The 15,818-nt window shown below is 47.6% G+C and carries 12 protein-coding genes; 8 read left to right on the forward strand and 4 right to left on the reverse strand.

Annotation, left to right across the window (positions count from 1 at the left end; genetic code table 11):
• Positions 1-39 precede the first annotated feature (39 nt).
• Both AC2204_RS03625 and AC2204_RS03630 read left to right on the forward strand, forming a co-directional pair.
• Positions 40-1,881, forward strand: coding sequence for a sensor histidine kinase (locus AC2204_RS03625; RefSeq protein ID WP_318924125.1), 1,842 nt, complete (start codon positions 40-42; stop codon positions 1,879-1,881).
• Positions 1,882-1,898: 17 nt separating this feature from the next.
• A complete protein-coding gene (locus AC2204_RS03630) occupies positions 1,899-2,504 on the forward strand; it encodes a response regulator transcription factor (RefSeq protein WP_318924126.1) in 606 nt (201 codons plus the stop codon).
• A 44-nt stretch (positions 2,505-2,548) separates the two neighbouring features.
• On the opposite strand, the gene AC2204_RS03635 is transcribed toward AC2204_RS03630, so the two are convergent.
• From AC2204_RS03635 to xdhA, 4 genes are read right to left on the reverse strand one after another with little or no spacing between them, the layout of a single operon-like run.
• Positions 2,549-3,850: a nucleobase:cation symporter-2 family protein gene (locus AC2204_RS03635; RefSeq protein ID WP_318924127.1), complete on the reverse strand. Its 1,302-nt coding sequence runs from the start codon at positions 3,848-3,850 to the stop codon at positions 2,549-2,551.
• On the reverse strand, positions 3,847-4,656 hold the full coding sequence (xdhC, locus tag AC2204_RS03640; RefSeq protein ID WP_318924128.1) for a xanthine dehydrogenase accessory protein XdhC: 810 nt from the start codon (positions 4,654-4,656) through the stop codon (positions 3,847-3,849). Before xdhC ends, AC2204_RS03635 begins: the two co-directional genes overlap by 4 nt.
• A gap of 33 nt (positions 4,657-4,689) precedes the next feature.
• Positions 4,690-7,089 carry a xanthine dehydrogenase molybdopterin binding subunit gene (gene xdhB, locus AC2204_RS03645; protein WP_318924129.1) on the reverse strand — a complete coding sequence of 800 codons (2,400 nt, stop codon included), beginning with the start codon at positions 7,087-7,089 and terminating at the stop codon, positions 4,690-4,692.
• The gene (xdhA, locus tag AC2204_RS03650) at positions 7,082-8,524 is read right to left on the reverse strand and encodes a xanthine dehydrogenase small subunit (protein WP_318924130.1); all 1,443 of its coding nucleotides are present in this window, start codon (positions 8,522-8,524) and stop codon (positions 7,082-7,084) included. Before xdhA ends, xdhB begins: the two co-directional genes overlap by 8 nt.
• 204 nt (positions 8,525-8,728) lie before the next feature.
• Here xdhA and AC2204_RS03655 point away from each other — a divergent pair, with 204 nt between their 5' ends.
• From AC2204_RS03655 to AC2204_RS03680, 6 genes are all read left to right on the forward strand, one after another.
• Positions 8,729-9,613: a LysR family transcriptional regulator gene (locus AC2204_RS03655; RefSeq protein ID WP_318924131.1), complete on the forward strand. Its 885-nt coding sequence runs from the start codon at positions 8,729-8,731 to the stop codon at positions 9,611-9,613.
• A gap of 570 nt (positions 9,614-10,183) precedes the next feature.
• Positions 10,184-11,821: an ABC transporter substrate-binding protein gene (locus AC2204_RS03660; RefSeq protein ID WP_318924132.1), complete on the forward strand. Its 1,638-nt coding sequence runs from the start codon at positions 10,184-10,186 to the stop codon at positions 11,819-11,821.
• Between the two features lie 54 nt (positions 11,822-11,875).
• The gene (locus AC2204_RS03665; protein ID WP_318924133.1) at positions 11,876-12,850 is read left to right on the forward strand and encodes an ABC transporter permease; all 975 of its coding nucleotides are present in this window, start codon (positions 11,876-11,878) and stop codon (positions 12,848-12,850) included.
• A 45-nt stretch (positions 12,851-12,895) separates the two neighbouring features.
• Complete coding sequence (locus tag AC2204_RS03670; RefSeq protein ID WP_318924286.1) at positions 12,896-13,843, forward strand: ABC transporter permease; 948 nt, start codon at positions 12,896-12,898, stop codon at positions 13,841-13,843.
• The gene (locus tag AC2204_RS03675) at positions 13,840-14,796 is read left to right on the forward strand and encodes an ABC transporter ATP-binding protein (RefSeq protein ID WP_318924134.1); all 957 of its coding nucleotides are present in this window, start codon (positions 13,840-13,842) and stop codon (positions 14,794-14,796) included. Before AC2204_RS03670 ends, AC2204_RS03675 begins: the two co-directional genes overlap by 4 nt.
• 10 nt (positions 14,797-14,806) lie before the next feature.
• Positions 14,807-15,790, forward strand: coding sequence for an ABC transporter ATP-binding protein (locus AC2204_RS03680; RefSeq protein ID WP_318924135.1), 984 nt, complete (start codon positions 14,807-14,809; stop codon positions 15,788-15,790).
• Positions 15,791-15,818: the final 28 nt, after the last annotated feature.

Genomic DNA, 15,818 nt, shown 5'->3' on the forward strand with positions numbered 1-15,818 from the left:
CTTGTGTCTGTTATTTTCGAGGGATAAAAACAATTCACGATGAAAAAAAAAGCCATATTCATTCAGCTATGGATTGTTTTCTTAGGGTTTTTACCCGTTATAGCTCACTCTGTTCCGGTTACCATTTCCCTTAATAAAAGACCGGCCACGAAAGAGCTGATCGATGTGGGTGTACTCGCCATTCGCGGTCATCTTTACGCCCAGCAACGTTGGCTGCCGACGATGGATTGGCTGAATCAGCAGATCCCTGAGGTTCAATTTGTGCTGCATCCTCTGGACCTCGATGGCATGGCGGAAGCGGTGAAAAATCAGAGTATGGATTTCATTGTGACCAACCCCGGTCAGGCGGTACGGTTAGGTCGTCAGTATGCGCTCTCGTGGATAGCAACACTTATCAGTCAATCGCCAAATAACTCCAATTACGGCATTGGCTCTGCTTTGGTCGTACGAGCGGATTCTCCTTATATGACTTTGGAAGAGGTCGCGAGTCTACCCATTGCTGCCGTCTCTGAAAACGCATTCGGTGGCTATTTGACGTTGAGGTATCAAGTGGTCGAACAGGGTTTAGACCCGAATGATTTCTTCTCAGATGTTCGATATTTGGGCTTTCCAATCGACGCTAATCTGTATCAACTACGTGATCACAATGTCGAAGCGGCGGTTGTTCCTGCTTGTCTTGTTGAACAAATGGAGAAAGAAGGACTGGTGGAAGCGGGGCAATTTCGAGTACTGAATACTCGCGCGCTGGCGAACACTTCCTGTTTGGTTTCGACACCCTTGTATCCAAATTGGTCGTTTGCCAAAACCGAGCGCGGTTCATCCCAATTGGCGAAAAAGATCAGTCGCGCTTTGTTGGCGATGCCAGAAGACAACCCTGCAGCCGTTTTGGCTAAAGCATCCGGCTGGACCTCACCGGTGAGCCTGCTTTCCATCGATAAACTTTATCAGGCATTGGATCTTCATCCTTTACAGCAACCCTGGTGGAAAGAAGCACTGCGCTGGCTACGCTTACATCAAGAATGGGCGTGGGCGCTGTTTTTGTTTGTCATTGTGCTGAACGTTTATCATTTTTGGTTGGAATATCGTTTTAGCAAAAGTAAACAGGCGCTGGCTCAGACCTTGCTGCGTCTCAAAGAGAAGAGTGAGATGTTAGAGCACTCGCAGCGCGTGGCGATCGTCGGTGAGCTGGGGAGCAGTCTGGCACACGAGATCAACCAGCCATTGGCGGCAATTCGTAATTACAGCGAGGGTGGGTTGTTGCGGCTTGCCAAAAAACGCCCTTATGAAGATATTGTGCCGGTGCTGGAGAAAATTCAGACACAGGTTGAACGAGCAGATTCGATTGTTTGTCGCTTGCGTAAGCTGATTAAAAAACGCAGTGTGGATATGGCTCCCTGCAATGTTGAGCATCTGATTTCAGACACTGTGGAATTGCTTAACTTTCGCCTGCAAAAGCAGAGCGTCAGCATTGTTTGTACCACAGAAGGTCGCGCGCGGATGATTGAAGCTGATGCGGTCGGGCTGCAACAAGTGTTGGTGAATGTCATTAATAACTCAATAGACGCTTGCGTGACGTACAGAGAGGCGCACCTTGGTCACATTGAGGCAAAAGTGGCGCTGCATACTGATTATCACCATGATCATGTGTCTATTCATGTGGTCGACAACGGCACTGGGTTAGAGCAAAACAATCCGACAGAAGCGTTTGTCAGCACTAAACCAGAAGGGTTGGGGCTGGGCTTAGCGATTTGCCGTGATGTGGTGGAGCTTCATGGCGGCGAGTTTATTATTCAATCGATTCTGCCACACGGCTGTGTCGTGGAAATTTCGATACCATATCAGATATTGCGCGATTCGAGCCAACAAGCAGGCCATGTTTAAACCTCAGGGAGAGGCGAATGAACGATACCGATAAACAGCATCCGGTTTACGTTGTGGATGACGATGAGTCAGTGCGCGACTCTCTGGCGTTTATGCTTGAAGAATATGACTTTGCTGTCAGTACGTTTGAAGACGGACAGCTGTTTCTCGACTCTGTGGATATTCATCAGGCGGGATGTGTGATTCTTGACAGTCGGATGCCGAATTTGCGTGGTCAGCAAGTACACCAAATTCTCAATGAGGCCAAGAGTCCACTCGCGGTGATTTATCTCACCGGACATGGTGATGTGCCAATGGCCGTCGATGCCCTGCAAGCTGGCGCGATACATTTTTTCCAGAAGCCAGTGCGGGGCGTCGATTTAGCTGAGGCTATCCTACAAGGGCAGGTACAGTCGGCTGCTAACCTGGACATAATCGCGGCGAGAAGCGCGTATGAATCACTCACAACCAGAGAGAAAGATATTCTGCGTTTGATCATTTCCGGAAAACGTAACATTCGAATTGCCGATGAGCTATGCATTGCAATGAGAACCGTGGAAGTACATCGCGCCAGTTTGTTGAAGAAATTCTCTGCCAAGACCGTAGCGGAGTTGGCTTATGTGTTTGGCAAGTTGGTATGGTAACGCCATGGAACTGCACGGTGAATAACGGTCACTCAGGCATAAGGTTAGTCTGCGTCTTCACCTGAAGGCGGTTTTGGTAACATCAGATTAAGAAGCACCGTTGTAATCGTGCCCGTCGCGATACCTGAATGAAAGAAGGTCGCTATTTCATCCGGCAGGTGCTGGACTAAAAGAGGCTCAAATGTGACGGCCAAACCGGCTGCCAGCCCGACACAAACCACTAACGCGTTGCGTTTGGTATCACTGGCTTTAACCAGCATCCGGATCCCGGTATAGGCAATCATCCCGAACATCACCAGACCGACCCCGCCAATCACAGGTTTGGGGATCGTGACGGCAAGGGCGGCAAATTTTGGCAGCAGACTCGCCATGATCAGCAAGCCTCCGGTCGTCGCGACAACATAACGGCTGGCGACGCCTGTGAGGCCGACAATCCCGACATTCTGGCTGAAAGAGGCCAGTGGCATCGCTGTCAGAATGGCGGCCAGCGTACTCCCCAGCCCATCCGCTAATAGTCCCCGTTTTAAATCATGACCGGTGACGTTAACATGGCAATTATTGCCCAGGGCGATGAAATCCCCAGTGGCCTCGGCGATCACCACCAAATACACCAGACTCATACTGGCAATGGCTCCTAAGGAGAAGCTAAAACCATATTTGAATGGTTCAGGGCGAGCAAACCAATGGGCTTCAGAGATTTGCTGCCAGTCGACCATCTCCAAAGCCAGCGCGATGAGATAGCCGCCAGCAAGGCCGATAACAATCGCCGCCGCGGCCAGCGTGTTTCGGCCATAAGCTGAAATTGCAACGACGATCGCAAGCGAGATCAGAGCCAGAAACAGTTTTGGCAAGGAGGCAAAATCTGGACTGGCAACCGGGGCATCGCCGATCCAGTTAATGGCGATCGGTAAAATGGTCAAGCCGATCAGAGTGACGGCCACACCGCTGACAACGGGGGGGAAGAGTGCGCGCACCTTATGCATATAAAAGCTGGCTGCAATCACTACCAGTGAGCCGACTAAAGCCGCGCCCATGATGCTGCTGACTCCCCCTTCTTTGCCGATAACAATCGCGATGCCCAAAAATGCGAAACTGGAGCCCATTACCACAGGTAAGCGGATCCCGACAGGTCCGAGGCCTAGACACTGGATGATTGTCGCGATACCGGAGGCCAACAGAGAGGCATTGATCAGAGTGACAACGTCACTGGCTGGCAGGCCGATGGATGTGGCGACAATCAGCGGCATGGCAACGATACCCCCAATAGAAGCCAGCATGTGCTGGAGGGCTAACAACAGGGTTAAGCCAAGTGGCGGACGGGTATTGAGGGAATAGAGCAGCTTCATACTGACTGCGGGTGATGGTTGGCTTGTTGCTGATCCTGCTCTTGATAGTGAGCAATCAACTGCGCGGCGACAGAGACGGCGATCTCTGCCGGATGTTTTCCTTTCACCACCCGGATGCCGATAGGGCAGGTCATTCGTTCGATGTCCGTCTGGCTGTAACCGCGTTGGAGTAGCCTGTGGCTAAACTGCTTACATTTGGTTGTTGAACCAATCAGACCGAAATAGGCGGTATCATCGCGTTTGAGGATCGCGCGGGTAAGCTCGAAATCAAGTTGATGGCTGTGCGTCATCACCAGATAATAACTGCGGGGTGGTATCTGACTCACCTCAGCGACCGGATCATCGCTGATGACTTTTGTTGTGGCTGACGGAAGCGGATCAGGGAAGGCACCGTCGCGCTCGTCAATCCACGTCACCTTGAACGGGAGGGTCGAGACGATATGGATCAGAGCGTTGGCAACATGTCCGGCACCGAATAGCGCAAGGTGGTTTGCCTGCCGGCAGAGCGGTTCGAAGCTGAGAGTGGCAACACCGCCGCAGCATTGGCCAAGTCGGGCACTCAGGTTGAAGCGTTCTATTTTCAACTGGTGATCACCGGCCTGCAGCATCTCCCGCGCGATTTGTGTGGCCTGATATTCGAGGTGGCCCCCTCCGATGGTGGCAATCACTGAGTCACGGGTCACCACCATTTTGGTACCGATGTCGCGAGGCACCGATCCCTTTTCTTCCAATACGGTAACCAGTACGCAGGCTTCGCCTTGTTCTTGCAGCCGGGCCAGTTGGTGGATCCAGTCATCGCCGAACATACGCAGATCCTTCCGGGTCAGTTTGATGTGCGCTTAATTTCCGTTTTGATTTTGGCACTTTTTTTCAGTCTTTGAATCATCCGGTTGCTGTACGCTTTTAATCGCCCACAGTACCCGCTCCGGAGTCGCCGGGGTATCAAGTGTGGGCATTGTGCCGCTCTCCGAAGTATAGGTTATGGCATTTTTCAGCGCGCTCAGTACCGAGATTGCCAGCATAAACGGAGGCTCGCCAACGGCTTTCGAGTGAAAAATAGTCTGTTCCGGGTTTGCATTGTGCTCTAGCAGCTGGGTACGGAAATCAATCGGGACATCAGCAATGGTCGGGATTTTATAGCTGGCCGGACTGCTGGTGGCTAAGCGGCCATGCTGGTCCCAGACCAGCTCTTCTGTGGTCAGCCATCCCACCCCTTGGATAAAGCCGCCTTCGATCTGACCTTTGTCTATCGCCGGATTCAATGACGACCCCACATCATGACAAATATCGGTGCGGAGAATTTTGTATTCACCGGTCAGGATATCGACAATAACTTCGGAACAGGCGGCACCGAACACGTAGTAATAGAAGGGGCGACCACGTGCTTGCTTTTCGTCATAATGAACCTTCGGTGTGCGGTAGTAACCGGTACTCGATAGCGATACTTGATTGAAGTAAGCCAGCTGAACCAGCTCTGCAAACGGCAATTTATTATTACCGATGTGAACGAAACCTTTGGTGAAAACCACCTGATCTTCGCTGATCTTAAAGTGTGAGCTGGCAAACGTGATCAGCCTATGTTTGATGGTTTTAGCGGCATTTTGCGCCGCCTTGCCGTTCAGATCGGCTCCGGATGAGGCGGCAGTGGCCGATGTGTTCGGCACCTTATCGGTGGTGGTAGCGGTGATTTGGATCTGATTGATATCGACCTGAAATTCCTCTGCCACAATCTGGGCTATTTTGGTGTTCAGGCCTTGCCCCATTTCTGTTCCGCCGTGGTTGAGATGGATGCTGCCATCGGGGTAGATATGGATGAGGGCCCCCGCCTGGTTAAGGAACGACGCGGTAAATGAAATACCGAACTTCACCGGAGTGAGCGCCAGCCCTTTTTTGAGGATCGGGCTGTGTTGATTAAATGCATTGATAGCCAGGCGCCGGGCATGGTAGTCACTGCTGGTTTCAAGCTGCTCGGTAATAACTTGTAGCAGGTTATGTTCTACCGTCTGGTAGTAGTGGGTGATATTGCGCCCTTCGCCGCCATAGTAATTGGTTTTGCGTACCTCCAGCGGCTCTTTTTTGAGGTAGCTGGCGATCTCATCCATGATGTGCTCGATGGTCACCATGGCTTGTGGTCCGCCAAAGCCGCGGCAGGCGGTATTGGAGGCGATATTGGTTTTGCAGCAATACGCGGTAATGCTGACATTACTGAGGTAATACGCATTGTCGCAGTGGAACATGGCGCGATCGATAATGGCGGCAGACAGATCCGGGGAGAAGCCGCAGTTACTGGCCAGCGTGATTTCAATGCCCTGAATGGTGCCGTTGTCATCAAAGCCGACACGGTAGCGGTTATAGAACGGATGCCGCTTGCCTGTCATCAACATATCTTCATTCCGGTACAGGCGGATCTTAGCCGGACGTCCGGTCAGGTTGGCGACCACCGCAGCCATGCAGGCCGGGCCGGCCGCTTGTGTTTCTTTGCCGCCGAAGCCACCGCCGATCCGGCGGGTATCGACAGTCACATTGCGCATTGGTGTGCCCAGTACCTTTGCGACCTGCCTTTGGACATCGGTCGGGTTCTGGGTCGACGCATAGACGACCATCCCGCCGTCTTCGGTCGGCAAGGCACTGCTGGCCTGCGTTTCCAGATAGAAGTGCTCCTGCCCGCCGATATGGATCTCACCGCTCAAGACATGGGCGGCAGTGCTGAGTGCAGTGTGTGGATCTCCCCGTTTTTGCCAGTGGCGGTCATTGACAAAATGCTTTTTCGTCAATGCCTCTTTGATATCGAGAATAGCAGGCAGCGGATCGTATTCGATAATTGCCGCCTGTGCTGCCTGATAGGCCGTGTCGGGATCACTGGCGGCAACAACAAGTATTGGCTGACCGACGTATTCCACCTTGCCATCTGCCAGCAGAGGATCACCGGGGAAAATCGTCCCGATATCAATCTCGCCGGGAATGTCCTTGCTGGTGATAACAAGCGCCACCCCGTCATAGTCATAACAAGGGCTAATATCTAATTTGGTAATGTTGGCGTGTGCGTGGGGGCTTAACCGGGCATACAGGTGGAGCTGGTTCGGAAACTCAAGGCGGTCATCGACATATACGGCTTCGCCCGTGACATGTTTGCCAGCACTGTCGTGCTGTACGCTGTGACCAACGCCAGTTCTTAAGTCTTGGTTAACATCCGCGATAATGTCAGCGTGCTCTAGTGCAGTTTTTTTTGGTTTAGACATAAGAGGTCACCCTGGTTTCGATTTGGCTGTTTTGCTGCTCGATAAAAAAGCGGTAGAGCATGTTGGCCGCCGTTTGGCTACGATACGCTTTGCTGGCACGGAAATCTGACAAGGGGGCAAAATCAGACGCCAGTGCTGCCATCGCCGAGTTTATCGTGGCAATGTTCCACTTTTTTCCAATCAATTCCTGTTCACAGTGAACGGCCCGTTTGGGTATTTCCGCCATGCCGCCGAAGGCGATCCGGGCAAACGTGACGGTATCGTCTTCGAGTTCGATATTGAATCCGCCACAGGCGGCAGAAATATCATCTCCGAGCCGTTTCGATACCTTATAGGCACGGAACGTTTTGCTGGCCTCCGGTTTGGGAATGATGATTTTTTTGATAAATTCGGATGGCCGCAGGGCGGTTTCCTTATAGCCGAGATAATAATCTTCGACAGGAATGGTGCGAGACTCTCCACTTCGGCTCAGGGTGATGCCTGCATCCAGTGCGATCAGCAGCGGCGGGGTATCCCCGATGGGAGAAGCATTGCCGATGTTGCCCCCCAGCGTTGCTTGATTGCGGACCTGCTTTGATCCAAAGCGACGGAGGATCTCGCCAAAGTCCGGGTAGTGCTTGTTGAGTACGCCGTAGCAATCGCTGAGAGGCACGTTCGCCCCGATGACAAGGTGGTGATTGGTCTCATTCACTACCTTCATATCCATTACCCGACTGACATCAATCAGCGTCTCGATCTCACGGTGGCGCTGGGTGACGTCAACGGCCAGATCGGTGCCGCCTGCGACGATGCGAGCATGCGGATAAACCAGAAGCAATTCCGCCAGCTCATTTATCGTTGCGGGTGAAAAGCTGGAAAGATTGTTTAACTGCAGGGTTGCCGGTTCGTTGCTGATGCTATTGAGCTTATCGATGGTCGATTGCACCTGTTCGGCAAAGTGATCCTGCCAGGGCGCTTTTTTACTTAGCGACAATGCCGCGTCGATGATCGGGCGGTAGCCGGTACATCGGCACAAGTTACCGGACAGGAATTCGAGAACATCCTGTTTATCGGTCTTCGGATGGTTTTTGCTGAGCGCAAACATCGACATAATAATTCCGGGAGTACAATAGCCGCATTGCGAACCATGAAAGTCAACCAGCGCCTGCTGAACCGGGTGGAGAGAGCCGTCTTTGCTTTGCAGGTCTTCAACCGTGATGAGCTGCTTGCCGTGAAGGGCTGATACGAAGGTAAGACAGGCGTTAACAGAACGATACTGCAACTGTCCGTTGCTCAGTTCACCAAGAACCACTGTACATGCACCGCAATCACCTGAACCACAGCCTTCTTTGGTGCCGGTTTTCTTTGCTTTGGTACGCAGGTAATTGAGTACCGTCATGTTCGGTGAGAGCTGAGTTTCTTCTCGCTCTGCCTGGTTGAGTAAGAACTTAATCAAGAGACCTCCTTGGCTTGCCGCAGAGAGGGGAGAGGTATTTGGTCTTTACCAATTATGGCAGTGCTACCGTCTTCTGCCATTTCGATGGGTTGTCAGAATTAATGTTCTGCTTCAATGAAAGTAAAGCCAGTGTTTATTTTGAATATCAAAAGATTAAATTATCGTTTATTATTTTTTTAATAATATTTTATTATGTGGTGATTTGTGGTTAATCAAAAATGGCTGGCAACATTTATGATGTTGGTGAAGACAGGGCACTTTACTCACGCAGCAGAAAAAATGCACATGACCCAACCCGGGGTAAGCCAGCATATAAAAAAGCTGGAAGAACAGCTAAAAACAACGTTAATCAATCGCTACGGTAAACAATTTGAATTGAGTTTAGCGGGGGAGAAATTATATCAATACGGCCAACAAATGCTGGCATTAGAAGAGCAATTACACCAGGCAATCGAACAGGATGATCCCCTGCAGGGAGAATGTCGTTTTTCGTGCTCTGGTACTTTAGCCATGCATCTTTATCCCCATTTTCTTACTTATCAATGTAAACATAGCGGGTTAAACGTATCCGTAGAGGCAGCGCCAAACCAGAACATTATTGATGATCTTTTAGAGAACAAGATAGATATCGGCATCGTAACACAACAAGTGTATTCTGATGAATTAGTGCAATATCAGGTTGGTCAAGAAACGTTGCAGTTGGTGCTTCCCATTCAATATAAAAATGCAGAAATAGACTTTACCTTCCTCAATACACTCGGTTTTATTAATCATCCTGATGGTTTTTATTATCTGGATAAAGTATTAAAAGCCAATGATTTTAATTCATACAGAGGCCGTGATAGCCTCAATATTAAAAGTTATATCAATCAGTTAAGCCAAATATTGCTTCCTGTATCGCAAGGGGTAGGCTTTACTGTACTGCCAGCCAGAGCTATTGCTCAATTCGAACCACAGCAATCATTGTATGCCGCCCCGCTGACTCACAATGTGACCGAAAAACTCTACTTAACAAAAAAACGATACCGTCAACTCCCTGCACGCTATGAGTGGTTTGAGGAAACGATTTGCCAGTTGCTTAAGTTGTAGTTCTTTTTGTTAACGAGGGTCAAGTGCGCTGACGGGACTGTTTTACTCCGTTCATATTGGCGTACAACTCCGACAGAGTTAAGAATAATGGCATCAATAACGGGTTATCATGTACTAATAGCTATAATTTTAGTGAAGGTGTGACGGGTATCACGATGCTGTTACGAAATAAAATACAGTAAGCGCATTCTGCAACATTTAATATGCTGATTTAAAAAGATTTAGTGTATGGCGAGTGTCTTTTATCTGCGATCATCGGTATTTGGAAAATATTGAGACACCAGTAAATACCATTATGAATTAAGTCTATGTTTAATAAGAATAAATTTGGATGTAGTCAATCGCAAGCGCAAGACTGCGTAATAAAAACCACTATATATGTAGTGTGATCGAGGTATAGGTTTCGAATCATCGAGTTGTCTACGCAGTTTACGTAGCATAGTATCAACCAAAGAAAGCGCTTTCTTTGGTTGATTTTGAATCAATTTAATAAAAATGACCGGTCACGAAGCCGTCAAGCAATGAAGTGAGCGCTTTTTTAACGTTTCCCTTAATGTGAAGGATTATGTAATGCATAATAAAAAGGTTTTAGCTGCCTTAGTATGTGGCTTAATGTTCTCTGCAAATGGTGTTGCAGCTGATGAGATTAAGCAGGGTGGAACATTGACAGTGCCTATCATAGGTACTGGTTTTGTTGACAATTTCAATCCATATACGACTAAAGACTTGCTTCATGGTGTGATGTTTGAACCATTATTAGCTTTTAATAACATGACCGGTAAAACTGAATATCGTCTGGCGAAGTCGGCTGATTATTCTGATGATCTGAAGACAATTACGGTTAAATTACGTGATAGTCTGAAGTGGTCTGATGGCTCACCATTAACAGCAAAAGACGTAGCATTCAGTTTCACAATGACCAAAGACGCACCAGCGTTCGATCAAAAAGGTATTTGGACTGGTGGCAATCTTGCGAGTGTAACTGCTCAAGATGCTACGACAATTGTATTTGAATTAAATGAAGCTGATTCGACCTTTATCTGGAATCTGGCGAGTTATCATATTGTACCAGAGCAAATTTGGAGCAAGGCGAAAGACTTGACCACGTTTACTAACCCTGATCCTGTTGGTAGTGGCCCAATGACGGTGGTTAAGTATGTCAAGTCACAGCAGATGGAGCTTTGCCGTAACCCACATTACTACCTTGAGAACCGCCCATATCTTGATTGTATAACTTATCGTTCATACAATGATAATTCTCAAATTCAGCCGGCATTAATGAAAGGTGAAATTGACTGGGGCTCAAACTTCATTGCCGATATTGAAAATACTTTTGTTGCCGCAGATCCTGAAAATAATCATTTTTGGTATCCGGCTAATGATGCTATCCATCTTTATGTTAACACTAAAGAAAAGCCATTCGATGATCTTAATGTACGTAAAGCATTATCGATGGCATTGGATCGTGAAGCCATCGTTGATATTGCAGCCTACGGTTATCCAACAGCAAACTATAATGTAGGTGGTATTGCCGAACTTTATAGTACAAGCATTAGCAAGCAAGTTAACGATAAATATAAAGATATCACCAACTATAATCCTGAAAAAGCGAAGCAATTGCTTGATGCGGCCGGTTATAAAGATCTTGACGGCGATGGCTTCAGAGACACGGCTGATGGTAAGAAAATTGAATTTGATATTGAAGTAGTCAATGGCTGGACTGACTGGATCCAAGTTGTTCAGATGGTGACTGAATACTACGAAGAAATTGGTATTAAAGCGAATGTCAAAACCGTCGATTGGGCAGTGTATGATAAATCTCTGAAAGATAGCGAATACAAGATGTCGATTAACTGGTCAATGGTTGCGACTAACCCAATTTTGGCTTACCAGGAATATTTCTCAACATCACGTATTGGTAAAACCTGGCACGCTGGCCATGGCGTCCATTCAGAAGATATTGATGCCCTGATTGATAGCTTTGGTAAGACCAAAGATCCCGTAGAGCAGAAAAAGATTATTGATGAACTTCAGGAGTTTACAGCTGATAACTTGCCGTTTATTCCACTGTTTTCTAATCCAACTTGGTTCCAGTATAACAGCTCGAAAATTGTAGGCTGGCCGAACAAAGATAATCCGTATGTTCAACCGGTTTGGTATGATGGCGGTAAGCGAGTGTTAATTCTCAATAATCTTCACCTTAAGTAATTGTAAATAATTTAAAGAGCCATATTTGTGGCTCTTTAATTACCGGAATATTTTATGAGCTTTTTAATACGCAGACTGAGTTTTTATTTTATTGCTTTTCTTATAGCAATATCCTTTAATTTTTTACTGCCAAGATTGATGCCGGGAGACCCGGTTGATGCCTTATTCGCAGCTGCGCAAGGCCGTATGGATCCTGCTCAGATGGATGCAGTGAGAGAAATGTACGGTTTTATGGACGGCTCAGTATTCGAGCAATATATCGCATATATCCAAAGTGTTTTTACGCTTGATCTCGGGCCATCAGTATTAATGTTCCCGGTGAGTGTTACTGAAGTCATTGCGATGGCTCTGCCATGGACCATGTTTCTGGCTCTAGGTTCGCTCATTGTTGCTTTAATTATTGGTGTCAGCATCGGTACATATGCTTCATATCGTCGCGAAGGCCTGTTTGGACAAATCGCGCCGCCAGTATTAGCGTTTATTAGTAATTTCCCTTATATCGTTACAGCGCTGCTACTGTTTTATTTCTTTGGTTTGCAGCTTGAACTCTTGCCGCTTGCATACACGTACGACCCAGCCCTAGAGCCGGGATTGACACTCGAATTTATCGGAAGTGTTTTAAAGCATGCTGTTTTACCTTTGGGATCAATGATTATCGTTGGTATCTCAACGTGGGTCTTCAATATGCGTAATGCAATGATCAATGTGCTTGGTGAAGATTACGTCACCATGGCTGAAGCCAAAGGGCTGAGCAGTTATCGGGTGATGTCTCGATATGCGGGAAGAAATGCAATATTACCCGTAGCAACTGCAATCGCGATGGCGATTGGTTTCTCTTTTGCCGGTTCAATCATGACCGAGGTCGTGTTTAATTACCAGGGGCTGGGTAATATTCTGCTCAAAGGTATCGTTGCTCGAGATTATCCTCTTATCCAGGCAATTTTACTTATTCTGGTCTCTGCCGTGCTTACTGCAAACTTCATAGCAGATCTTCTTTATGTCTGGCTTGACCCACGGATTTCTAAATAAGGTTTGAATATGAGCAAGTTAATAGATTCAATCGACGATACAAATATGTCTGTTCAAAATTTTACTAACTCATTGATAAAGGTCAAAGAGAAGTGCTCAAAAATATTTGCATTCTTTCATGGCAACCCGCCAGCGATTATTGGTGGAGTATTAATATCAATGGTGTTGATCGGGGCGTTAATGGCCCCGGTTTTGGCGACACATAATCCGGATAAGCGTGTTGCTCGGCCACATATGCCGCCAAGTGCTGAGCATATTCTTGGTACAACACGAAGTGGCCGTGACGTGTATAGCCAGGTGCTTCACGGAGCGAGAAAGTCACTGACTGTTGCCTTATCGGCAGGTCTTATTGCGATGACGCTGGCAGTGACTATCGGGGTTTCATCCGGTTATCTGGGCGGAAAAGTGGATGAATGGCTTAACTTCATCACCAATGTTTTTCTGGTTTTCCCGCAACTACCGTTGCTCATCGTACTGGCTGCTTTTTTGGGACAGGTTGGTTCGATGGTTATCACACTATTACTCGGAATAACGTCATGGCCATGGGGGGCACGGGTAATACGGTCGCAAACTATGGCACTGAGAAACAAAGAATTCATCATTTCAGCGGAAGTCATGGGAGAGTCCAAACTGCGCATTATTTTTGTTGAAATTCTGCCTAATTTAGTTTCGATTGTGTTTGGTGGCTTCCTTGGCACGGTGATCTACGCGATGGGTTCAGAAGCAGGTCTGGGTATTCTTGGTTTAGGTGATGCAACTGAAGTCAGCTGGGGATCAATGCTGTATTGGGCGCAAACCTCGTCTGCTTTATATACCGGCGCGTGGTGGGAAATGATCGTACCGGCAATGGCACTAGCGATTACGGGCGGCTCACTGGCGTTAATCAACATGTCTATTGATGAAGTCAGCAATCCAAAACTTAGAACGGGTCCACACATGAAATTGTGGAAAAAACTCAAGAAAGAAGCTGATCAACGCCGGGGCTTATTATGAAAGACGTATTATTAGAGATTAATAATCTTTGTGTCGACTATGTTTCTCCAAACGGAGTCGCAAGGGCGGTCAATAATGTCAGCCTGAGCATCGCGCCTGGCGAAACTCTGGGTATTGCCGGTGAATCCGGCTGCGGAAAAAGCACCTTGGCATTTGCGATTTCACGTCTGCACAAAGCACCGGCGTTAATATCTGAAGGTGAAATTCTTTATAAGAATCGTGATGTTTTAAAAATGTCAGATAAAGAATTGCGAAACTTCCGCTGGAATGATGTTTCCATTGTCTTTCAGAGCGCAATGAACTCTTTAAATCCGGTTATCACCATTGGCGAGCAGCTTACTGATGTGATTGTGGCTCACAAAAGAATCAGCTTTAAAGACGCCTCTGCAAAAGCTGAAGAGTTGTTAGCCATCGTAGGTATACATGCCGACCGGATGGCCAGCTTTCCGCACCAGCTTAGCGGCGGCATGAGGCAGCGTGTTGTTATTGCCATTGCACTGGCACTTGAACCTAAGCTGATCATCATGGATGAGCCGACGACGGCATTAGATGTGGTGGTAGAGCGCGAAATTCTGAACGAGCTATACGATTTAAAAACCAAGTTCGGGTTTTCAATTCTGTTTATCAGCCATGACTTAAGTTTAATGGGTGAAATCGCTGATCGTATTGGTGTTATGTATGCCGGTAACCTGATTGAGATTGGTGATGCTGAAACAGTCTTTGGTAATCCGTCACACCCTTATACAAAAGGCCTGATTGCTTCATTCCCGACAATTCACGGGCCAAAAGAACGCTTGTATGGTATTCCCGGAAATCCTGTAAATTTATTAAGTATTCCCAAAGGATGTAATTTCCAGGACCGTTGTGGTGATTGCATGGCGGTATGTAAGACAGCTGAACCTCAACTGGCTCAGCTGAATGCCCATCACGAAGCAGCATGTCATAAATTATAAGGAATTAATGATGGGTACGATGAACAATCCAGAAGTAGTACTTTCAGTCCGTAACCTGGTAAAAGATTTTCCCGTTGGTCAATCAAGTAGTAAAAACAGCTTCATGCGTGCGGTTAACGACGTATCGTTTGATTTGTGTAAAGGTGAAGCGCTTGCCATTGTTGGTGAGTCTGGCTCTGGCAAGAGTACCGGCGCACGGATTCTAACGCGTATTTACGATGAGACTGCCGGCGATATCTACTTCAAGGGACAACCCTTAAAGGAATACATTAAAGAAAATGGCAGCCTGGAGTACGCGCGTCAGGTGCAGATGATCTTTCAGGACCCGTTTGGTTCTCTGAATCCGGTTCATACCATTTTCCACCATATTGCGCGCCCGTTACTGATCCATAAACGGGCAGAAAAAGAAGCGATAGCCAAGCTGGTTTATGAACTGCTTGAGCTCGTGGGTTTGTCACCGGTCGTTGAGACGGCCGAGAAATATCCTCATGAGTTAAGTGGCGGGCAAAGACAGCGAGTCGCGATAGCACGTGCCATTGCCGTTTCTCCTGAAGTAATCCTGGCAGATGAACCTATCTCAATGCTGGATGTTTCAGTTCGCCTTGGTATTTTAAACTTAATGGCGGATTTGAAAGATAAGCATGGTATTTCATTCATGTATATTACGCATGATATTGCAACCGCAAGATACTTTGCTGAAAAAACCGCGGTAATGTATGTCGGCCATATGGTGGAGTGGGGTAATAGCGATAAAGTCACACAAACCCCGCAGCATCCATATACCCAGCTATTACTTTCTGCCGTTCCAGAGCCAGGAAGGGGAGGACGTCGAGAGCTGAGTGCTAAAAAAGGCGAAATCCCATTGTGGAAGCCTGATACAAAAGGGTGTCCATTCGCAATGCGCTGTCCGCGAGCGATAGATTGTTGCGCCGAGAGTTTCCCTGCTGTTACTCAAATCGCAGATGATCACTTCATCCGGTGCCATAATATTTAGTTTTTCCAAATATTATTTTTAACTCATC

The organism is Photobacterium sp., from assembly GCF_057456235.1.